This is a genomic window from Pelorhabdus sp. sgz311002 (genome assembly GCF_056134285.1).
The window spans coordinates 40,072-58,831 of the sequence record NZ_JBWBCL010000012.1; the positions used below are offsets into that span (position 1 = coordinate 40,072).

Annotated in this window: 21 protein-coding genes, 8 tRNA genes and 1 riboswitch; of the genes, 22 read left to right on the forward strand and 7 right to left on the reverse strand. The window is 41.3% G+C overall.

What is annotated here, in order from left to right; translation table 11 throughout:
• Positions 1-8 precede the first annotated feature (8 nt).
• The 7 genes from pyrF (at position 9) to AC0NJP_RS15215 (ending at position 4,683) form a co-directional block, all read left to right on the forward strand.
• On the forward strand, positions 9-731 hold the full coding sequence (gene pyrF, locus AC0NJP_RS15185; protein WP_474040621.1) for an orotidine-5'-phosphate decarboxylase: 723 nt from the start codon (positions 9-11) through the stop codon (positions 729-731).
• Entirely contained in the window at positions 731-1,303 is a 573-nt protein-coding gene (gene pyrE / locus AC0NJP_RS15190; RefSeq protein WP_474040720.1) for an orotate phosphoribosyltransferase, read from the forward strand. Before pyrF ends, pyrE begins: the two co-directional genes overlap by 1 nt.
• Before the next feature lie 60 nt (positions 1,304-1,363).
• Positions 1,364-1,449: riboswitch (cyclic di-GMP riboswitch) on the forward strand.
• A gap of 69 nt (positions 1,450-1,518) precedes the next feature.
• A complete protein-coding gene (locus AC0NJP_RS15195; RefSeq protein WP_474040620.1) occupies positions 1,519-3,234 on the forward strand; it encodes a putative bifunctional diguanylate cyclase/phosphodiesterase in 1,716 nt (571 codons plus the stop codon).
• Between the two features lie 80 nt (positions 3,235-3,314).
• Positions 3,315-3,391: transfer RNA gene (locus AC0NJP_RS15200), tRNA-Asp, on the forward strand.
• Between the two features lie 4 nt (positions 3,392-3,395).
• A tRNA-Gly gene (locus AC0NJP_RS15205) sits at positions 3,396-3,470 on the forward strand.
• A 7-nt stretch (positions 3,471-3,477) separates the two neighbouring features.
• A tRNA-Trp gene (locus AC0NJP_RS15210) sits at positions 3,478-3,553 on the forward strand.
• A 179-nt stretch (positions 3,554-3,732) separates the two neighbouring features.
• Positions 3,733-4,683 carry a 3-hydroxyacyl-CoA dehydrogenase family protein gene (locus tag AC0NJP_RS15215; protein WP_474040619.1) on the forward strand — a complete coding sequence of 317 codons (951 nt, stop codon included), beginning with the start codon at positions 3,733-3,735 and terminating at the stop codon, positions 4,681-4,683.
• A gap of 115 nt (positions 4,684-4,798) precedes the next feature.
• On the opposite strand, the gene AC0NJP_RS15220 is transcribed toward AC0NJP_RS15215, so the two are convergent.
• Genes AC0NJP_RS15220 through AC0NJP_RS15230 form a run of 3 tightly spaced genes read right to left on the reverse strand, consistent with a single transcriptional unit; the run spans position 4,799 to position 7,488 of the window.
• The gene (locus tag AC0NJP_RS15220; RefSeq protein WP_474040618.1) at positions 4,799-5,608 is read right to left on the reverse strand and encodes an ABC transporter ATP-binding protein; all 810 of its coding nucleotides are present in this window, start codon (positions 5,606-5,608) and stop codon (positions 4,799-4,801) included.
• Positions 5,609-5,620: 12 nt separating this feature from the next.
• Positions 5,621-6,394, reverse strand: coding sequence for an ABC transporter permease (locus AC0NJP_RS15225; RefSeq protein ID WP_474040617.1), 774 nt, complete (start codon positions 6,392-6,394; stop codon positions 5,621-5,623).
• Positions 6,394-7,488, reverse strand: coding sequence for an ABC transporter substrate-binding protein (locus AC0NJP_RS15230; RefSeq protein ID WP_474040616.1), 1,095 nt, complete (start codon positions 7,486-7,488; stop codon positions 6,394-6,396). The genes AC0NJP_RS15225 and AC0NJP_RS15230 overlap by 1 nt, the downstream gene beginning before the upstream one ends.
• Before the next feature lie 162 nt (positions 7,489-7,650).
• Between AC0NJP_RS15230 and AC0NJP_RS15235 the strand changes: the two genes are divergently transcribed.
• From AC0NJP_RS15235 to AC0NJP_RS15275, 9 genes are all read left to right on the forward strand, one after another.
• Positions 7,651-8,319, forward strand: a complete 669-nt coding sequence (locus AC0NJP_RS15235; RefSeq protein ID WP_474040615.1) for a hypothetical protein — start codon at positions 7,651-7,653, stop codon at positions 8,317-8,319.
• 31 nt (positions 8,320-8,350) lie between these two features.
• Positions 8,351-8,716, forward strand: a complete 366-nt coding sequence (locus tag AC0NJP_RS15240) for a response regulator (RefSeq protein WP_474040614.1) — start codon at positions 8,351-8,353, stop codon at positions 8,714-8,716.
• 146 nt (positions 8,717-8,862) lie between these two features.
• Positions 8,863-8,939: transfer RNA gene (locus tag AC0NJP_RS15245), tRNA-Asp, on the forward strand.
• Between the two features lie 3 nt (positions 8,940-8,942).
• Positions 8,943-9,018, forward strand: a tRNA-Phe gene (locus tag AC0NJP_RS15250).
• Between the two features lie 5 nt (positions 9,019-9,023).
• Positions 9,024-9,098: transfer RNA gene (locus tag AC0NJP_RS15255), tRNA-Gly, on the forward strand.
• Positions 9,099-9,100: 2 nt separating this feature from the next.
• Positions 9,101-9,175: transfer RNA gene (locus tag AC0NJP_RS15260), tRNA-Cys, on the forward strand.
• A gap of 5 nt (positions 9,176-9,180) precedes the next feature.
• A tRNA-Leu gene (locus AC0NJP_RS15265) sits at positions 9,181-9,269 on the forward strand.
• Between the two features lie 145 nt (positions 9,270-9,414).
• Positions 9,415-9,861, forward strand: coding sequence for a hypothetical protein (locus AC0NJP_RS15270; protein WP_474040533.1), 447 nt, complete (start codon positions 9,415-9,417; stop codon positions 9,859-9,861).
• Between the two features lie 170 nt (positions 9,862-10,031).
• The gene (locus tag AC0NJP_RS15275; RefSeq protein WP_474040532.1) at positions 10,032-11,873 is read left to right on the forward strand and encodes an ATP-binding protein; all 1,842 of its coding nucleotides are present in this window, start codon (positions 10,032-10,034) and stop codon (positions 11,871-11,873) included.
• A 121-nt stretch (positions 11,874-11,994) separates the two neighbouring features.
• Here AC0NJP_RS15275 and AC0NJP_RS15280 read toward each other — a convergent pair whose 3' ends face one another.
• Positions 11,995-12,336: a hypothetical protein gene (locus AC0NJP_RS15280; RefSeq protein WP_474040531.1), complete on the reverse strand. Its 342-nt coding sequence runs from the start codon at positions 12,334-12,336 to the stop codon at positions 11,995-11,997.
• A gap of 361 nt (positions 12,337-12,697) precedes the next feature.
• Between AC0NJP_RS15280 and AC0NJP_RS15285 the strand changes: the two genes are divergently transcribed.
• Positions 12,698-13,543 carry a methyl-accepting chemotaxis protein gene (locus AC0NJP_RS15285; protein ID WP_474040529.1) on the forward strand — a complete coding sequence of 282 codons (846 nt, stop codon included), beginning with the start codon at positions 12,698-12,700 and terminating at the stop codon, positions 13,541-13,543.
• Between the two features lie 12 nt (positions 13,544-13,555).
• Here the strand turns inward: AC0NJP_RS15285 and AC0NJP_RS15290 are convergent, their stop codons facing one another.
• The 3 genes from AC0NJP_RS15290 to AC0NJP_RS15300 are packed head-to-tail and all read right to left on the reverse strand — an operon-like array spanning position 13,556 to position 14,080.
• On the reverse strand, positions 13,556-13,702 hold the full coding sequence (locus tag AC0NJP_RS15290) for a hypothetical protein (protein WP_474040528.1): 147 nt from the start codon (positions 13,700-13,702) through the stop codon (positions 13,556-13,558).
• Between the two features lie 35 nt (positions 13,703-13,737).
• Positions 13,738-13,902 carry a hypothetical protein gene (locus AC0NJP_RS15295; RefSeq protein ID WP_474040527.1) on the reverse strand — a complete coding sequence of 55 codons (165 nt, stop codon included), beginning with the start codon at positions 13,900-13,902 and terminating at the stop codon, positions 13,738-13,740.
• Positions 13,903-13,915: 13 nt separating this feature from the next.
• Positions 13,916-14,080 (reverse strand): hypothetical protein, encoded by a 165-nt coding sequence (locus AC0NJP_RS15300; RefSeq protein ID WP_474040526.1) that lies wholly within the window; start codon positions 14,078-14,080, stop codon positions 13,916-13,918.
• 442 nt (positions 14,081-14,522) lie between these two features.
• Between AC0NJP_RS15300 and AC0NJP_RS15305 the strand changes: the two genes are divergently transcribed.
• Genes AC0NJP_RS15305 through AC0NJP_RS15325 form a run of 5 tightly spaced genes read left to right on the forward strand, consistent with a single transcriptional unit; the run spans position 14,523 to position 18,741 of the window.
• The gene (locus tag AC0NJP_RS15305) at positions 14,523-15,362 is read left to right on the forward strand and encodes a transporter substrate-binding domain-containing protein (protein ID WP_474040525.1); all 840 of its coding nucleotides are present in this window, start codon (positions 14,523-14,525) and stop codon (positions 15,360-15,362) included.
• An 8-nt stretch (positions 15,363-15,370) separates the two neighbouring features.
• On the forward strand, positions 15,371-16,072 hold the full coding sequence (locus tag AC0NJP_RS15310; protein WP_474040524.1) for an amino acid ABC transporter permease: 702 nt from the start codon (positions 15,371-15,373) through the stop codon (positions 16,070-16,072).
• Entirely contained in the window at positions 16,069-17,280 is a 1,212-nt protein-coding gene (locus tag AC0NJP_RS15315) for a M20 metallopeptidase family protein (protein ID WP_474040523.1), read from the forward strand. The genes AC0NJP_RS15310 and AC0NJP_RS15315 overlap by 4 nt, the downstream gene beginning before the upstream one ends.
• The gene (locus AC0NJP_RS15320; protein ID WP_474040522.1) at positions 17,273-17,989 is read left to right on the forward strand and encodes an amino acid ABC transporter permease; all 717 of its coding nucleotides are present in this window, start codon (positions 17,273-17,275) and stop codon (positions 17,987-17,989) included. Before AC0NJP_RS15315 ends, AC0NJP_RS15320 begins: the two co-directional genes overlap by 8 nt.
• On the forward strand, positions 17,986-18,741 hold the full coding sequence (locus AC0NJP_RS15325; RefSeq protein ID WP_474040521.1) for an amino acid ABC transporter ATP-binding protein: 756 nt from the start codon (positions 17,986-17,988) through the stop codon (positions 18,739-18,741). The genes AC0NJP_RS15320 and AC0NJP_RS15325 overlap by 4 nt, the downstream gene beginning before the upstream one ends.
• Positions 18,742-18,760 lie beyond the last annotated feature (19 nt).

Genomic DNA, 18,760 nt, shown 5'->3' on the forward strand with positions numbered 1-18,760 from the left:
GAACAGGTATGAGTGCGAAAAGTAATTCACGCTGTATCGTTGCTTTAGATGTAAATACGCTTGAGGAAGCAAAACAGATTGTTGACGAACTAGGCGATTCTGTCAGCTTTTATAAAGTAGGCATGCAGTTTTACTATAGTCAAGGCAATGAGGTATTGCGTTATCTGCAATCCAAAAACAAATCGATTTTTTTAGATTTGAAGCTTCATGATATTCCTAATACTGTGGCAAAAAGTGCGGCAGCGCTTTCGAAGTTAGGCGTTTCGCTAATGACACTTCATTCTCTTGGCGGCTTTGCTATGATGCAGGCCGCCGCTCAAGCTGTGAAGGAAAGTGCTGCGGCGGAAAATCGTGAGGTCCCCAAACTTTTAGCTGTTACTATATTAACAAGTATGGACGAGGTAGCTTTGAAGCAAGTGGGCTGCCCGCTTGCGATTGGTGAAGAAGTTTTAACGTTAGCTAAGCTAGCTAAATCGGCGGGGATGGACGGCGTTGTCGCTTCGCCTCATGAAGCCGCGATGATTCGAAAAGCCTGCGGCGACGACTTCTTGATCGTCACGCCGGGAATTCGACCAGCCGGAGCAGCATTGCAAGATCAAAGTCGCGCCAGTACGCCAGCAGCGGCTCTTACGGCAGGGGCAACGCATTTAGTTATTGGGCGGCCTATTACGCAGGCGGCCGACAAGAACTTGGCCGTAGAAAAAATACTAGCAGAAATGGAGACGGTATGATGACTGAAGCAGAAGTAAAAGAGTTATTTATACAAACTGGGGCGATTTTAGAAGGCCATTTTCTATTGACCTCTGGCCGTCATAGTATGATGTATGTTGAGAAATTTCAGGTACTGCAGCAGCCGAAACATACCGAAACGTTATGCAAAGCTTTAGCTGAAAAATTTCGTGATGCTAAGATTGACGTAGTTATCGGACCGATGACTGGCGGTATTCTTTTGGCTCATGAAGTGGCTAAAGAGCTTGGTACAAGAGCGCTCTTTACGGAAAGGGAAAACGGCAAAATGGCACTGCGGCGCGGTTTTTACGTCGATCCCGGTGAACGCGTTCTCGTCGTGGAAGATATCGTTACAACAGGTGGCTCGGTGCAGGAAGTGATTGACACAATTAAACCAACAGGCGGAATTATTGCTGGGGTGGGGATTCTTGTGGATCGCAGCGGTGGTAAAGCTTCCTTTGAAGCGCCGACTGAGGCGTTGTTGCATCTTGATGTGGCGTCTTTTGCACCAGAAGAATGTCCCGCTTGCAAAGCCGGAACTCCTATTACCAAACGGGGCAGTCGGAAAATTTAAGTAAACTATTTAAGAAGTCCTGAATTGACAGTTATTAGCATGTTATGATATAAATAAAGATAATGAATATGGCAAACTTATCGAAAGATAAGGACGCAAAGCTATGGGTCTAAAGACAGGATGTCTATGATTGCCAGGTTGCTCCCTGTATAGATAGACCAGGTGTCAGGCCTGGTCTTTTATTTTTTTGAGAGCGCGAGGTAGGAGGATTTTTTGTGAAGAAAAATGATTCTGAGTCGGTAGGAAAGGCGCAAGAAAAGATTTTGTTTGCCGAAATAGAAGCGCAGATTCAAAAATATCAGGTTCTCGCAGAAAAGACAGGAGATATTATTTTATTTATAGCTTTAGAAGGGCAAATTCTAGCAGGTAATGATGCTGCGCTTCGTGTCTATGGCTACTCAGCGGAAGAACTCACAGCTTTAACGATTTTTGATGTGCGGGAAGACGGTACGGAAGCAGCTCTAATTTTAGAACAGATGAAATTAGCCGGAGCCGCCGGCGTTTGTTTTGAAGCAAAGCATAAGCGGAAAAATGGTACGGTTTTTTACGTGCAGGTTCAATCGCAACGAAGCATTGTAGCTGGGGTGCCTGTTTTATTGAGTATTATCCGTGATATTAGTCATCGCAAGCAGATGGAAGAAAGACTATGGCATTTGGCCCACTATGATTATCTTACAGATATTCCAAACCGCTACTATTTAGAAGAACATTTGAAAAAGACAGGCACAAATGGTTGTGTGGCGCAAAAAAGCGCGTTACTGCTACTTGATTTTGATAATTTTAATCTTGTCAATAATTCGTATGGCCATAAGGCGGGTGACCGTTTATTGCAACAGGCTGTAAAATTATTGAAGCGCAACCTGCGTAAAGGTGATTTTTTAGCCCGTTTAGGCGGCGATGAGTTTTTAATTTTTCTGTATGAGACTACCTTGGAAAAGGCGAACTGCATGGCTACAAGGCTCTTAAAAACATTAGAAAAAGAAAACTTTTATGTCGATGCCAGCAAAATTCCTCTTCGCGTTACGGCAAGTATTGGTATTGTCTATATTGATGAAGCGGTTGAAGTAAAACGTATTTTTTCTTATGTAGATGCCGCGGTTCATCAGGCTAAGGAAGCCGGAAAAAACCGGGTTATGCTTATCAGTGATATTGATGACCGTCGTCGTATTTTTGAAATGAATCGCAAAGTGGCTTTAATTTATCAGGCATTACGACGTGATCAGTTTAAACTAGTGTTTCAGCCTATTTATCAGTCAGGCAAGGGCATTATTCATTATGAGGCGCTGATCCGGCTAATAGATGGTGACCATATTATTTCACCAGTTGACTTTATTCCTGTGGCGGAAAAGAGTGGTCTCATAGCCTCTATTGATCGCTGGGTGATATCGAAAACACTTTCGGTACTTGAAAATCAGCCGCAGTTAAGAATTTTTGTGAACTTATCAGGTTTTACCCTGAGTGATGAAGGGCTCTTAAGCTGGATTGAACGCTCTATACTAGAAAGCGGCATAGAGCCAAATCGACTTGGTTTTGAGATTACAGAAAGTGCGACAATCAAGGATTTATCAATAGTAGAAAAATGGATTAATGGTTTAAAGAAGCTCGGCTGTCATTTTGCTCTAGATGATTTTGGTGTCGGTTTCTCTTCTTTTTCTCACTTAGGAAAGCTGCCAGTTGACTATTTGAAAATTGATGGATCCTTTGTAAGAAACCTAGAGAATAATCCCAAGCAACAGGCTCTTGTACAAGCGATGAATGCGGTAGCCCATACGTTGGGAAAGAAAACGATTGCTGAGTTTGTCGAAAATGATGCCATTTGGCATATTTTAAAGAAATTAGAAGTTGATTGTGGGCAAGGTTATTATTTAGGGAGACCTGCATCTTTAGAGGAAGTTCTTGTCTCCAAGCAGTTTTGTCAAAGCTGCTGCTAAGGTAAATGCGAGAAGAAAAAGTACTAGTAAAAAGTTCTTGCCAAAGTATATATAATATGTTATTATATAAAAGCTGGTTCGGCCCGGTAGTTTAGTTGGTTAGAATGCCGCCCTGTCACGGCGGAGGTCGTGGGTTCAAGTCCCATCCGGGTCGCCATATTGCGGAAGTAGCTCAGTGGTAGAGCATCGCCTTGCCAAGGCGAGGGTCGCGAGTTCGAATCTCGTTTTCCGCTCCAATTTCATAGGGGTATAGCTCAATTGGTAGAGTAGTGGTCTCCAAAACCATTGGTTGAGGGTTCAAGTCCTTCTGCCCCTGCCAGAAACTCAAAAGAGATGCATTTTATGCATCTCTTTTTTATACGAAAATTTAAAAATAAGGAATATATTTAGTCGTAATAATTTTTACAGTGCAAGAATCGGTTAAAAATGTTATAATTATTCTATAATTTGTAAAATTACAAAACGCTTTTGCAACTGAGTTGATGAGGGGGAGACAGAATGGATGTAAAAGACATTAAAGTCATTGGGAACCTAGGTACTGGAACCATGGGTTTTGGTACAGCTTTGGCCTTTGCCATGGCCGGCTATGAAGTAAAAATGTATGGTCGGTCTGAAAGCAGTATTGAGCGCGGCGTTAACAGTATCAAAGGCGCCTTAAAAACTTATGTCGCTAATGGCTTGGTAAAAGAGGATGATGTAGCATCTATTTTAGCGCGTGTAGAAGGTGTAACAACACTGGAAGCCGTTGCTGAAAAGGCTGATTTCATTATTGAATCTGTTGCCGAAGAACTGGCTATTAAACAGGAAATTTGGGGTAAGCTTGATAAACTTTGCGCGCCTCATACCATTTTTGCCACAAATACGTCTGGCTTGAGTCCTACTGCGATTGCTGAACCATTGCAGCGCAAAGATAAATTCGTCGTAGCTCATTTCTGGAATCCGCCTCATCTAGTTCCACTTGTCGAAGTTGTTCCAGGTAAAGGAACTTCTGAGGAAACCGTACAAATCACTTGGAAGCTCATGGAACTCATTCAGAAAAAACCTGTTGCCTTAAAACGGGAAGCTCTTGGTTTTATCGGTAACAGACTACAGCTGGCTTTGCTGCGAGAAGCTTTGTATATTGTAGAATCGGGCATTGCTACGCCAGAAGCGGTTGATACAACCATGAAATATAGTCTTGGCCGTCGTTTAGCTACAACAGGTCCTTTGGAAAGCGCTGATTTAGGCGGACTTGACATTTTTAATAATATTTCCAGCTATTTGTTAGCTGATTTATGCAATGAGACAACAGGCTCAAAATTATTGCAGGAAGCTGTGGCTGCAGGAAAACTAGGCGCCAAAACTGGTACAGGTCTTTATGACTGGACGCCTGAGTCGTTAGAAAAAATTAAAAGCTTTAGAGAAACTATTTTAATCGATTGGCTGAAACGCGATCAGATCAAAGACTAATGATGTGATAAACAGAAGATGGTTAGCGTAGAATAATACAAAGAGCTATAAGCGAAATGAGATATTTTCGCTCTAGCTCTTTTTTGTTTGGCCTCTTAGTATTTTGGGTTTACTATTATGTTCCCTTGGGATGTGGTAGAGTATGTCGGTTTACTTTAACGACTTCTTCCTTTAGGAGGAGCCAAATTTTTTTAAAGAGTTCCTGATAGTGAGTCGAGGTGCGAAGATCTGAAATTTCCCGTGGTCTAGGCAGATCAACAGGAATGATCGTTTTAATGGTGCCGGGATGAGCCGACATGAGAACGACTCGATCCCCTAATACCAGGGCTTCGTCAATACTGTGGGTAATGAAAACAGTCGTTTTTTGATATTGATTCCAGATTTTTAAAAGTTCTTGTTGTAAAATCAGGCGGTTTTGTTCGTCAAGGGCGCCGAAGGGTTCATCCATCAATAGAATCTCTGGATCATTGGCAAAAGCTCTTGCCACACTTACGCGCTGTTTCATTCCGCCGGAAAGCTGATGTGGATAGACTGAGGAAAAATCTTGTAGTCCTATCATAGAAATGTAGCGGTCGGCGATTTCATAGCGGTCTTTTTTCTTCATGCCGCGCAGACGCAGACCATATGAAACATTTTCAATCACAGTCATCCAGGGAAAAATAGATTGTTCTTGAAACACCATAGAGGTAAGTGGTTGGTGAAGATTTTGGTGTAAGATTTTTATTTTACCACTGCTCTGCCGATCTAGATTTGCTAGAATACGTAATAATGTGGTTTTGCCGCAGCCACTCGGTCCGACAATCACGACAAACTCTCCCTGATTTACGACGAGATTAATTTTGCTTAAGGCGGTAATCGAGCCAGTTGGTGTTGCGAACCTTTTTTCCATGTCTTGAAGGATGATGCAAGGTTTGTTTTTGTTCAAGGGCGAGACCTCCTAGTAATCCTGTTTTTTCCAGGGGAGGACGATTTTTTCGACTCCGTCGAGCACGAGGGAAAAAATATAACCAAGAATCGAGAGCGTGATGAGCGCGACAAACATGGTTTCAATATCAAACATGTCGTAAGAACGCCAGATCATCCAGCCGACACCGGCTTTTGCAGCCGACATTTCAGCAGCTACGATGAGGATCAGAGCCATGCCCATACCTAACTTTAATCCAGCAAAAATCATAGGTAAAGCACCGGGAAGTGCAACGGTAAGGTAAAAGTCTTTTCGATTGGCGCCAAAATTTTTCGCCACATCCAAATAAATCTTGTCAATGTTTACAACACCTGCCAAGGTATTGATGACAACAAGATAAAATACGCCAATCGCTATGGTGAAAACCTTCGACGTTTCGTCAATGCCGAATACAAGGAGAATCAGCGGCATTACGGCAAGTTTCGGTATGGGGTAAGTTGCAGCAATGAGCGGTTCAATGAGAGTGCGAATGACCGGGGACAGTCCCATGCTGATGCCAAGTAGAATTCCTGGCAAAGATCCTAATAGAAAGCCGAGGAGAACTCTTTGGACGCTGATAAGTGTATTATAAGCAAGTTCACCTGAGTAAAGCAGCGGCAAAAAGGTACTAGCAATGAGCGTGGGCGAAGAATAAAGGCGAATGTCTATGAAGCCAGTGCGAGCTAAGATTTCCCAGAAAAGTAGGAGCGTTAAAGGGGAGAGTAAGGGGAGAAGGTGAAGAATTTGAGCTCTTTGCAGCTTCATCATTAATTTCCTCCTGGCTGGTAATCTCCCAGTTTACTTATAGCAAAATCAACATAACGATTATCTACAACATCAGAAGTGGCAAGGCTTTTTATCAATTGATGTTCTTGATACCAAGCAAGATCCAGATCTATGCCGTGGAGACGGACATAGCCGTTGGGATTCAGACCTGTAGGAAACATTTTTTCGTATAACAGTGGATCTTTTATAACAGAATATTTACAAAGGATGGAAACGATATCTGCTTTGTTTTTATTGTAGAAAAAAGCATCGTTATAATCACGGAGCGCTTTTACATAGGCTGTCATAAAGCGATTGGCTACATCAGGCTGTTTGGTTAAACTGGCGCCAAACACGAGAAGCGCTGTTTGCGCGTCTGGATCATATTCTGAGGGATCCTTCCAAGGGTCAATGAGGTCTTTAGCTATGCCTTGAGCAATAAATGGCTCAATGACCATAGCGCCATCAATGCTTTTGTTGGCCAGGGAAACAAGCATATCGCTGAAAGAGCGGATAACTTCGATCTGAACATCTTTTTCGGTTAAGCCGCCTTTCTGTAATACTCGGTCTAAGGAAATTTCATCAAGTGAAGCTGTGCCGACAATGGCGAGCTTTTTACCGCGCAGATCTTGATAATTTTGAATACTGTTTGCTAAATCTTTGCGTATTACGAGCCGATAATAACCTTTGCCAGGGACATTAATGCCTTTATCAGCTACAATTTTTACCGGGATATCCCGCGACATGGCGTTGAAGAGGCCTGAGGCGCTTACGGTTGCACCTACATCTAGTTGTCCTGCTGCTAATTGGTTGATCATTTCCTGACCAGAATTAAATTGAACCGCTTCGATGGTAATGCCGACATCTTGATAGTAGCCTTTGGCCATACCAATTAAAATACCAGCATCAGATATGACCTGTTTCATGCCTACCTTTACTGTTGCCTGCGACGAAAGCGGCGACAAGGTCGGCGCCCAGGCGGGCGGTGGCGCCTCGCTTGTTTTCGTAGTCTGAGTTCCTTGATTCAGACCACAGGCGGACAGCAGAAATACTAGTGTAACCAAGGTGAGTAAACGAAAGCTTTTTAGGTAATTCATCCTATATCCTCCCGCTATAATTCATTCGATGTATTACTATGCAAAGCTAAGGAGATTGGTGACGTTATAGCAGGTTTTTGGCAAGTTTGTGAAGAATACATTAACGATGATTCAATTTAGAAGGTTTTAAAGCTATCTTACAATAAAATGAGGCTAGAATTTATGTCAATTCAAGAAGAACTAGAGGCTTGGACGTATCCGGAAAAACTGCCGCAAAATTTGCTGGGGTTTGAGCTGAGTACGCTACGTGAAACGAGTGGGACGCAGACCATTTTGTTTAATTATGAGTTTTCCGCTAAAAGACGCCGATTTATTGCTTTCTATGATGAAGCGACGAAAGATTTTATGGTCCGTGTTATTATCGGACTGACTGAGTATAATGATGTAAGTTATATCGTGACAGACTTAGCCGCTTTTGAAAGCTTGCTGCAGGAAAGAATGGAAAATACGTTGCACGAATTAGCTGTATTTGAAGAGCATCATCTAGAAAGCGTGCTTTTGCAAACGAAGATTACTACATGGGAGTATGGAACAAAATTACCTCATGCAATAGGGCCTTTTTCTTTATTTATTTCACCGCAGGAACCAGTTAAAGTAATTAATGGTTCCTACATTGTTCTAGACTACAGCTGTTTTTCCGAAGAAAGCAATTTTTTGCTGTATTATAATATTTATCGGGATGAATATTTTGGTGAAATTCGCCTTCACCGTACACCGGAAATGATTTTTGATTTTGATGCGAAAAACTTGAAAGAATTAGAAGAAAAGCTAGAAACTCATTTGAAAGACACTTTGAACAATTTGGAGAAACGGTTTAAAGCGGCGGATTAATAGTTAACTGAGAGAAGGGCGGAAATTTTAAATGGCGAAAATATTAGTATGTGATGATTCGGCATTTATGCGGATGATGCTTAAAAAGCTGCTTATAGATAATGGGCATGAAATTGTCGGTGAAGCTGGTGATGGCAAGCAGGCCGTACAGCTTTTTCGGCAATTTCAACCTGAGCTGACGACAATGGATATTACTATGCCTAAAATGGATGGGATTGAAGCAGTTCGGATGATTCGAGAGGAATTTCCTAGTGCCGTCATTATTATGGTAACTGCAATCGGTCAAAAAGCAGTTATTAGCGACGCCTTGCAGGCAGGAGCATCCGATTTTTTAGTCAAGCCATTTGATCCAGCACAGGTTTTAGAGACGATTCAAAAAGTTTTGCGGCGTCAATAAGAAAATGATTGGAAAACTATTGACTAATTTTATTTTTTTGCTATAATATTATTTGCTGTGGAAATAACTTTCGAGTTTCAAATGAATAAAAAAAGTTGTTGACATAGTAAGTTGAAGGTGTTATACTAACAAAGTAACTTATGAATGGCCCGGTAGTTTAGTTGGTTAGAATGCCGCCCTGTCACGGCGGAGGTCGTGGGTTCAAGTCCCATCCGGGTCGCCATTTGCCGCGATAGCTCAGTCGGTAGAGCAGAGGACTGAAAATCCTCGTGTCGACAGTTCGATTCTGTCTTGCGGCACCAATTATGCGGAAGTAGCTCAGTGGTAGAGCATCGCCTTGCCAAGGCGAGGGTCGCGAGTTCGAATCTCGTTTTCCGCTCCAATGGCGGCATAGCCAAGTGGTAAGGCAGAGGTCTGCAAAACCTTTATCCCCCAGTTCAAATCTGGGTGCCGCCTCCACACATGCCGGGGTGGCGGAACTGGCAGACGCAACGGACTTAAAATCCGTCGGAGAGTGATCTCCGTACCGGTTCGATTCCGGTCCTCGGCACCAAAAGGTGCACAAGAAATAAGGCCTCGCGGCGATCGCGAGGTCTTATTTCGTTATGAAAAATCAAAGCGCTGGACTACTTTTTTTTATGTGGTAAAATATAAATAACAAGAATTATTCTCAATCAAGGATAAGAGGAGGCTTGACCATGAAAAAAGTATTTCACAAAAAAGTTCTCATTGGCTTGTTAGCTCTCGCCTTACTGGGACTTCCTGTTTTTACAGCGAATGTAGCTGCTTTTGGTTTAGGCGATATTTTAAAAGTTGGCGGTATTGGTTTTATCGTAGACCGTATGGCGACGCCATTAAACAATTTTATTAATGGTTTAATGGCAAAACAAGGAGTCGGTACCGAGTATGCCACAAAGGTAGTGCCAATTATTACGGTTGGTTCCGGTGGGTATATTGGCGCTGCTCAAGTTACGGGCGATGCTGACCTTGTAGCGCAAACAGAGGCTGTCTTACAGTTAGAAGGAAATTTCAATGGCGCACAGTTTAGAGTGAAAGGGCTAATTCCTATAAACAGTAAGAATCCCTTACATTTTTCACGGGTACAAGGTGTTGGTATCTCTGCTATTATTGATGTGAGAATCTAAATTTATTGAATGTAACTTTAAACATAAAAAGCTTAATTCACACTCTTGTGAATTAAGCTTTTTTATTTTTGTAATTAATTGGTTTTTAAAGAGAAGTTTAGAAGGATTATGGAAAAATTTATATAATAAGTAGTTAAAAGTAAAAATTTTCCTGGCGCGGGAGGGGTTCTATGAAAAGATTAAGACCTTTGCAGGGGAATATGGTACTTCTATTGATTTTTCTTGTTATTCTAGGGGCTATTATTGGCGAAGAAAAGATTTTTGCCAATCAGTGGTTTTTTCCTGTTATGTTTTTTGAAAATGTTCTATTCATTACTGTACCTGCCTTTATCATTGCCTACCTTTCCATTCAGGTTGTAAAACAAAATTACTCTTTACCGTTACTGTTATTTGGTTGTGCTTTTTTTATTAGCGGCGTTGGCGCCTTTTTGGCGGGAGGAACATTTGTTTACTATAGATCGCAAAATATTATTGTAACAATTCATAATATGGGAGTCGTAATTTCTTCGCTATTCTTCTTTTTAAGCGGATTTTTACCGATGTTGCGTAAGCAATATTTTTTGAAGAATCCTCGACAAGCCATCTGGGGCACTTATAGCGTTTCTTTTATTCTTATGGTCACGATAGCTGTTTTAACTACTACAGAAATGATGCCGCCGTTTTTTGAGCCTGATCAGGGTGCTACTGCTTTTCGTCAAGTTATACTAGGCTTAGCCGTTATATTGTATTCTCAGACGTTTGTCATTTTGCTTTTACGATATATTCGAACCAGGATTCGCTTTAGTTTATGGTTTTGCTTGTCCATTTTATTGATTACAGTGGGGCTTGCTTTTATTTTTCCGCAGAAACTTGTTGGCGGTTATTGGAATATCTTAGGAAGGACAATGCAGTACTTAGGGCACTGGTGCGCTATTTTTGCCATTATTGAAGTTGCCATACAAACGAAGTCTTTGCCAGACCCGTCTGAACTTGTAGCTAGATTTTTTGTGGAGGCCGAAGAAAATTACCAACTACTTGTAGAGACTGCAGAATTTCCTATTGTTGCTACGGATATTTTTGAACGAATTATTATTTGGAATGAAGGCGCTGAGCATCTTTTTGGGTTGCCTAAAATTCAAGTCATTGGTAAAAGATTAAAAGAAATTTTAAACTTTCAGGAAAAATTGCTACAGAATTGTCGCCAAGGGCCAGAAAAAGTACATCAGAATTTTTTTGCGGATGCAGTGGTGGCGGGCAAGGAATTGATACCGCTTCAAATCTTCATGTCTACCCGCGTAACTGCCAGAGGTGATATTAGGACTTTTGTTTTTTATGATTTAACTGAAAAGAAACAGATTGAAATGGAACTATCACGGCTAAGAAATCTCGATCTTGTGGGTGAAATGGCGGCAACCATTGCTCATGAAGTGCGCAATCCGCTAACAACTGTCAAAGGATTTTTACAATATTACAGTAGAAATTTGCCATTTAAAGAAAAGAGTAACTATGGTTTAATGATTGATGAATTGGATCGAGCCAGTTCTATTATTTCTGAATATTTATCGCTTGCTAAGAATAAGGCTTCCCATTTAATGCCTCGAAGCTTAGCAATTGTGGTTCTAGAGCTCAAATATTTGATGGAAGCTTACGCACGTGAACAAGAAAAAATAATTACCTTTACAATTGATATTCTTCATACGCCGAATACATTAGCAGACGACAGGGAAATCAAGCAGCTTTTAACGAATCTTGTGCAAAATGCATTAGACGCTGTGCCGATTGCCGGGAAAGTTCATGTTTCTGTTTTGACAGAAGGAAAGTACGTAATACTTGGCGTAGAAGACAATGGACCGGGAATACCTACGGATATTTTAGCAAAGCTTGGAACTCCCTTTACAACAACAAAAAGCAATGGTACAGGGCTAGGGCTTAGTGTTTGCTATCGGATTGCCGCACGACATAAGGCTACGATTCAGGTGGCAAGTAGTGCAGCAGGAACTTGTTTTTCGATCCGTTTTCCGATCCTTTCCTAGAGTTTTTTTACAAGTAGAAATCATGAACAGATGCACGGAGGGTTGTATGACTAGATTTCTGGGAAGAAAAAACTAGACAGATACGTGGCTGTCTAGTTTTTTTATTTGGAATTTTGTTTTTTTACTCATCACGGGAAGTTAGGCAACAGAGTAATCTTTTACATTCTGCTACTTCTTTATAAATCGTATTGAGGTCTTCTAAGATGAGGCAGGTAAATAAGGTTAAGAGACGCCTTTCACTAGGCGAGCAGCCGATGCTACGAAATATTTCCTGAGATAACTGGCGGAGCTCCCAAAAACAGTGAATTGTCTTATTGGTATCAAGGGGCTGTTCGGGCGGACAATTATGATGACAGGCGATATCATCGGAGAAAAGCGGTTGTCGCCAAGACTCTTGCGACGCTTTAGCCGAAACAGCTTCATCTTTGCCGTACAGAGGATTTTGTTCATCTTGTTCACTCATAGAATCACCTTCTTATATAGTTTTTAGAAACGGGATGTACTATGATCGTTAGCTATTAAAGCGAATAAGAGTACAATAATGGCAATAATGATAAATAGGCCGGTTGGTCCCGACGGGGTATCGGAGTCGAAGTGGCAGCCGTGTACCATTCTATTTCCTCCCTTTATGTAGTATCTGTTTTTGTTGCTTTATCTTATGAGTTTTATTGTCAGGCTGTTACATCTAGGGGGAGTGTTTTTCAACAGAGGCCAGGTTCTGTAGATAAAGTTGGAATTCACTGATAATCAGTAGCAGGACTTCGTGAAGATTGGTAGAAAAGTTACAATGAATTCAAGATCTTATTGTTAGAAGGTGGGAGAGTATGGCTAGTTTATCTGCTAAAGAAATTCTTCAGCATTATGCCGATCTTGCTTCTTACATTCAAGAAAGTATGCCCGAAGATATTGGAATTTCCGTAGTAGCCGATTCTGTCTATTTAGAATATATTCCAGCTGAAAAATTGAATTTAGGTAATAAAAAAGGCGATCCTGTAAAAGGGATTGTTAGTAAGCAGTGTATAGAAACTGGCAAAGCGCAGTTTTCTTTAGTATCGCGGGAAAAATCTTCTTATGGTATTCCTTACGTAGCGCGGGCCATACCTATAAAAGAAAATCAATCGGTCGTAGGCTGTATTACAGTTACGCAGCCTATTGCAATACAGGAGAAAATTCGAACCGTTGCTGAAGAATTAGCCGGCTCTTCAGAAGAATTTGCTACAGGCATGATCGAGCTCAATCATCACTCCGAACTGCTCACAAAGAGCAGTCGAAAAATTGTTTCTATTGGCAGTGATTTAAACCGAGCGATTGCCGAAAACGATCAAGTCATTTCTTTAATTCAGTCGATTACGAAGCAGATTAACTTGTTAGGGCTGAATGCTTCGATTGAATCAGCTCGTGTTGGAGAAGCAGGCAAAGGCTTTGCTATTGTAGCACAAGAAGTGAGAAAGCTTGCTACAGTAAGCTCTGAATCTGTGGGCAGCATTGTTAAAAGTTTAGAGGAAATGAGCTCCATCGTTCAGATTCTGTTGCAAGAATTAAATGGAATGGATGGAAATCTTACAAAAGAAGAAGCAACTGTTGAGTCTTTGGCAAAAGCGAGTGAAAGTCTTGCCAATGCCGCCATTGAGATTTCTGAAATTGCTAATTCTATGTATCGAGTAAAATAAATCAGCCGTCCGTTAAGGACGGCTGATTGCTTTGGCGTTATGGTTTGATTGTGGTGCTTCTTTTGCTTTTTGACAAGGTGTATCGCAATAAGGCATATTTTTTGCTACATTTTTTTGTCCTTTTGTCATATAATAAGACGATTCTTTTTCTTTATCCATATTATGCACTCACCTTCTTTGGAATACTTAAAAGACTAAGGGATATCCTCGGTTTGGTCTGTAATTTCTACGAGGCTGATTTCGTTGCGATAGGGAATGGGTTGGCTGCTAGCCACATTAAAATAAGCGTTTACATAATCACTGGCATCAACAGTTGTTCCTGTTTCGATGCCATCGATAAAGATGCGGTAAATGGGCATCCAGATTCCCCCTTTACGTTTCGCACTCTGCTTTATTAACATGGGAAGCTAGGGCATTGACGGCTTCTATCTGTGTTTTTTCGGAGGCTGATATTTTATTTTTGTTGGTGCTGTTGTTTTTGCTTTTTTTTGCAGGATGATTGTTTACAGTAAAGGATTCAGTATCTTCTTGGTGCATAGAAATCACCTCGTAATTCGCGGAGTTGTTTGATAGCAAAAAGCGATAGCCGAAGCTACCGCTTTTGGGAGGAGATAGGATTAGCGGCTGCAGTTGGAAGTACAACTTTTTTTGTTAGGCAGTTTTTCCTTATTCACTCCTATTTCACAAGAAGCTTCTAGATTCTTTCCTTTTTTTGTACTTTCGTTTTGTTTAGAGCAATCGTTTTTCATGCGTATCACCTCCATTAGGTAGTATACCCGTTTGCTGTTAATGAATAAGTGTAAAAATTTTCATGACTAGATCTATTTGACAAAAGTGCGATCCTTGTTTATAATACAAAGAAATTCATATTGCCGATCAGAAATACTGAAGGCCTAATTTCTCTTTTTTGAAAAGAGCGATTAGGCCTTTTTATTTTTTAAACCCCAAATTCCAAAAGAAGAAATGAGGAGAGATTTTTATGTTTATTCAAGCAAGAAAAGTTTTTTTATTGGTACTATCAGTTCTGACTTCGCTGTTTTTCCTTGCTGGCTGTGGTTCAAGTGTTGGGGAGAAAGCGAATCAAAGTGATTCAAACCAAAAGGTAAAAACGTATTATGTCGGAACTCGGGGGACAATGAAACCTTTTACTTATACGGATGATAAAGGACAGTTGACTGGCTATGATCTTGAAATTTTAAGGGAAGTAGAAAAGCGCAATCCTGATATTAAGTTTGAGTTTAAAACGATGAGTATTGAAAGCGCGTTTGTTGCACTAACAGCCAACCAAATTGATTTAATTGCGAATCAAATGGCCTTGAATGAAGACAGAGCTGCTAAATATACCTTTACTAAAGAAGTAAATAATTATACGAGCAGTAAGCTTACGGTAAAAGAAGGTCGAAATGATATTGCGAGCCTTGATGATTTAAGAGGAAAAAGCATGGCCTTAACGCCTACTAGTGAAGTGGCTCGTCTTGTTAAGAAATATAATGAAACAGCAGAACCTAAAATTAATGTTTTATATACAGACAAAGGGTCATCAGAAACTTTGAACCTTGTTGCTACCGGCAGGGCTGACGCTAGCGGCGACTATGAAGTGGCGGTAAGAGAAGCCAATCAGGTGCTGGGGCTTCATTTAAAATCTGTTGGGTCTGTGATTTCCAGTGTGCCTACGTATTTTATTTTGCGCAAGGATGCTGACAGCCAAGCCTTAGCAAATCGCATTGACAAGACCATTCAAGATATGAAGTCAGATGGTACGCTAAAGAAACTATCAGAAAAATTTTTAGGCGCCGATTACACGGTACAACCTAAGTAGGGGGCTCTATGGGAACTTATTTTGACTTGTCCTACATGGTTCAGTCTTTTCCAATCATATTGTCTTTTGTAGATACTACGATTGAAATTACGGTAGTTGCGATTCTCGTTGGTTTGGCGATTGGAATCGTAGCAGCTCTGATTCGGCTGAATAGGGTCAAGGGACTAGAAAAATTAGTGACAATTTATATTTCGTTTATGCGAGGTACGCCTTTCTTAGTTCAGCTCTTCCTGGTTTATTTTGGTATGCCAGAAGTACTGCGTAAAATTGGTTATGATGGGGTACGGGAAATTCCACCGCTTTTCTATGTTTTTCTCGTCTTTGCGCTTCATGTTGGCGCCTATACGGCAGAGATATTTCGCAGCGCCATTGCCGCGGTTGATAAAGGGCAGTTAGAAGCAGCTTATGCGATGGGGATGGGATCTGTGCAAGCCTATTGCCGTATTGTATTACCGCAGGCTTTTGCTATGGCGATCCCTGGGCTTTGTAATACAGTAATTTCTACGATTAAAGGAACTTCACTTGTTTTTAATGTAGGCGTCATTGATATGATGCGCAAAGCGGATTTGATGGGAGCGAATAGTCAGCGTAGTTTTGAGCTTTATATTGATGTGGCAATCATTTATATTCTGCTTGTTTTGCTAGTTAGTAGCGGGGCTCGTTTCTTAGAGAAACAGTATCCTGTACCTGGGAAGGGGGGGACAACGTGAATGATATAAAAAGAGAAATTTCTTATTTTACTGAGGAAATCTATGAAGAGATTATAAAAATTCGCCATGCTTTGCATGAACACCCAGAGTTAAGTTATGAAGAATTTGAAACGGCTGAACTTGTTGAAAGAACTTTAAGTAATTGGCAGATTCCTTCGCGGCGTCTCGCTGGATCTACAGCTGTTCTGGCTGAAATCAAAGGGGAACTTCATAGTGAGAAGTGTATTGGTCTACGGGCTGATATGGATGCCCTACCAATTGAAGAAGAAGCGTCTGTGCCTTATCGATCGAAACGACGCGGTGTCATGCATGCTTGTGGACACGATATTCATACAGCCAATTTATTGGGTACTGCCTATGTGCTAACAAAAATGAAACCATTCTTTGGCGGTACTGTAAAACTGGTATTTCAACCTGCTGAAGAAGTAGGTGGCGGGGCGAAGGAAATTTTGTCTTCGGGAGTACTCGAAAATCCCCCCGTTCAAGCTTTTCTAGCGGCTCATGTATTGGAAACCATACCGGTCGGTCAAATTCAGATTAAGGACCAAGAAGTTATGATGGCAGCTAGTTCGTTTACTATTACTTTAAGCGGGCGTGGCGGTCATGCTTCGGCGCCGCATGAGACCGAGGACATTATTTTAGCTTCAGCCAGAGTGATTCTTGATTTACAGTCGATAGCCGGTAAAAAAATTAACCATATTGAGCCGGCTTTAATTACGGTAGGTAGTATTCATGGTGGAACTCGCGGCAATATCATTCCCGAAAAAGTCGTGTTGCAAGGGACTATTCGTACACAAAAAGATGGTTTGCGGTTGGTGATCCACGAGGAAATCCGCAAGGTTCTTGCAGCGCAAAAACTGGTTAGCGGCGTAGAAGCTGAGGTCGATTTTCGTTTGGGCTCGGGAGCTGTTTATAATGATATTCCATTGACACAGCTATTTATTAAAGCCAGTGAACTGATGATTGGCGAAGAAAATGTATTACGAGCTAAGCTGCCGGAAAATGGTTCGGAAAATTTTTATCAGTTTTCCCGAACCGTACCATCCGTATTTTTCCGGCTGGGAATTCATGATGCAAGGTTAGGACCTAGTGCTGCAGCGCATAGTCCGCGGTTTACAGCAGCTGACGCTTCTTTAAAAACGGGGATTTCTGTAATGACAGCTGCCGTTCTTACCTTTTTAGCCGAGAAAGGAGCTTGTGATGGGTGATTTATTGGAGTTTTCTTTTATGGCGGAAACCTTTTTTGACATGCTGCATTTCGTGCCCGTAACTCTCTTTTTAACTTTTTCCAGTATGGTTTTAGCCATCGGAATGGGATTGTTCAGTGCTCTAGTCATTGTGAAGGAGATTCCGGTTTTGCGCCAGCTTGTAGCTATTTATATCCTGCTGGGCAGAGCGACGCCTACGATGGTTATGCTTTATCTTGTATATTTCGGGTTGCCTATTTTTCTGATGGCTTTTACAAACCAAACAGGAATTGATACAGGATTTCAGCATATTCCGCCGATGATTTTTGCGATTGTAGCTTTAACGCTTCATACAGGCGCCTACTTAGCAGAAATATTTCGCAGTGCTTTTTTATCGGTGGAAAAAGGTCAGATGGAAGCTGCTTTAGCTGTTGGCATGACGTGGTTTCAAGGGTTTTATCGTATTATTTTAAGGCAAGCGGCGTTGTTTGCCCTGCCGCTTATGGCTAATGAGTTTTTAGGGTTATTAAAAAATACGTCTGTTGTGTTTACGATTACCGTGATTGAGCTTTTGGGCGGAGCGAAAATTGCTTGTGCCGAAAATTATCGTTATCTGGAAACTTACTTGGTCGTCGCTCTTATTTATTGGGGAATTAGTCTTGGCTTTGAACGGTGTTTTTTATTGCTTGAAAAAAGAATTGGATTTTTTCGGAGAGGAGCCGAGTTATGATTGAATTTAAAGATATTCATAAAAGCTTTGGACAAAATGAGGTTCTAAAAGGTGTAAGCTGCGTAATTCCAACAGAATCGGTTACGGTTATTTTGGGGCAGAGCGGTTCAGGTAAAACAACTTTACTGCGTTCTTTGAACTTCTTAGAGCGGGCTGACAAGGGCGAAATTACGATAGATGACCTAACTGTCAATGTGGCTCAAGCGACGAAACAAGAAATCCAGGCGCTCCGCCGTAAGACAGCCATGGTTTTTCAGATGTATAATTTATTTAAAAATAAAACGGCCCTAGAAAACATTACGGAAGGGCTGCTTGTTGTCAAGAAAATGCCTAAAGGGGAAGCTGTGGCCCGTGGCGAAGCTTTTTTAGAAAAGGTTGGCCTCAAAGATAAAGCTAAAGCATTTCCCCATGAGTTATCAGGCGGTCAACAGCAGCGTATCGGCATTGCTAGGGCTCTTGCTTTAGAGCCTGATGTAATTCTGTTTGATGAACCGACATCGGCCCTCGATCCTGAAAGAGTTGGTGAAGTTTTGGAAGTCATGAAACAGGCGGTACGCGAAGTAAAGAGTACTTTTGTTGTTGTGACTCACGAAATCAATTTTGCCAGAGAAGTAGCCGATCAGATTATTTTCATGGATGGGGGGCGTATTCTCGAACAGGGATCGCCGCAGCAACTTTTAAACGAACCGAAGGAAGAAAGAACTAAGAGGTTTTTATCACGCTATATTTCTTTTACTGAATATAATATTTAATTTGATAGGAGAGAGCAAC

Excerpts from the sequence above, each read along its gene's own strand:
- pyrF (WP_474040621.1), top strand. The coding sequence starts at position 9 with ATGAGTGCGAAAAGTAATTCACGCTGTATCGTTGCTTTAGATGTAAAT.
- pyrE (WP_474040720.1), top strand. The coding sequence starts at position 731 with ATGACTGAAGCAGAAGTAAAAGAGTTATTTATACAAACTGGGGCGATT.
- AC0NJP_RS15215 (WP_474040619.1), top strand. The coding sequence starts at position 3,733 with ATGGATGTAAAAGACATTAAAGTCATTGGGAACCTAGGTACTGGAACC.
- AC0NJP_RS15225 (WP_474040617.1), bottom strand. The coding sequence starts at position 6,394 with ATGATGAAGCTGCAAAGAGCTCAAATTCTTCACCTTCTCCCCTTACTC.
- AC0NJP_RS15230 (WP_474040616.1), bottom strand. The coding sequence starts at position 7,488 with ATGAATTACCTAAAAAGCTTTCGTTTACTCACCTTGGTTACACTAGTA.
- AC0NJP_RS15235 (WP_474040615.1), top strand. The coding sequence starts at position 7,651 with ATGTCAATTCAAGAAGAACTAGAGGCTTGGACGTATCCGGAAAAACTG.
- AC0NJP_RS15240 (WP_474040614.1), top strand. The coding sequence starts at position 8,351 with ATGGCGAAAATATTAGTATGTGATGATTCGGCATTTATGCGGATGATG.
- AC0NJP_RS15270 (WP_474040533.1), top strand. The coding sequence starts at position 9,415 with ATGAAAAAAGTATTTCACAAAAAAGTTCTCATTGGCTTGTTAGCTCTC.
- AC0NJP_RS15275 (WP_474040532.1), top strand. The coding sequence starts at position 10,032 with ATGAAAAGATTAAGACCTTTGCAGGGGAATATGGTACTTCTATTGATT.
- AC0NJP_RS15280 (WP_474040531.1), bottom strand. The coding sequence starts at position 12,336 with ATGAGTGAACAAGATGAACAAAATCCTCTGTACGGCAAAGATGAAGCT.
- AC0NJP_RS15285 (WP_474040529.1), top strand. The coding sequence starts at position 12,698 with ATGGCTAGTTTATCTGCTAAAGAAATTCTTCAGCATTATGCCGATCTT.
- AC0NJP_RS15290 (WP_474040528.1), bottom strand. The coding sequence starts at position 13,702 with ATGGATAAAGAAAAAGAATCGTCTTATTATATGACAAAAGGACAAAAA.
- AC0NJP_RS15295 (WP_474040527.1), bottom strand. The coding sequence starts at position 13,902 with ATGCCCATTTACCGCATCTTTATCGATGGCATCGAAACAGGAACAACT.
- AC0NJP_RS15300 (WP_474040526.1), bottom strand. The coding sequence starts at position 14,080 with ATGCACCAAGAAGATACTGAATCCTTTACTGTAAACAATCATCCTGCA.
- AC0NJP_RS15305 (WP_474040525.1), top strand. The coding sequence starts at position 14,523 with ATGTTTATTCAAGCAAGAAAAGTTTTTTTATTGGTACTATCAGTTCTG.
- AC0NJP_RS15310 (WP_474040524.1), top strand. The coding sequence starts at position 15,371 with ATGGGAACTTATTTTGACTTGTCCTACATGGTTCAGTCTTTTCCAATC.
- AC0NJP_RS15320 (WP_474040522.1), top strand. The coding sequence starts at position 17,273 with ATGGGTGATTTATTGGAGTTTTCTTTTATGGCGGAAACCTTTTTTGAC.
- AC0NJP_RS15325 (WP_474040521.1), top strand. The coding sequence starts at position 17,986 with ATGATTGAATTTAAAGATATTCATAAAAGCTTTGGACAAAATGAGGTT.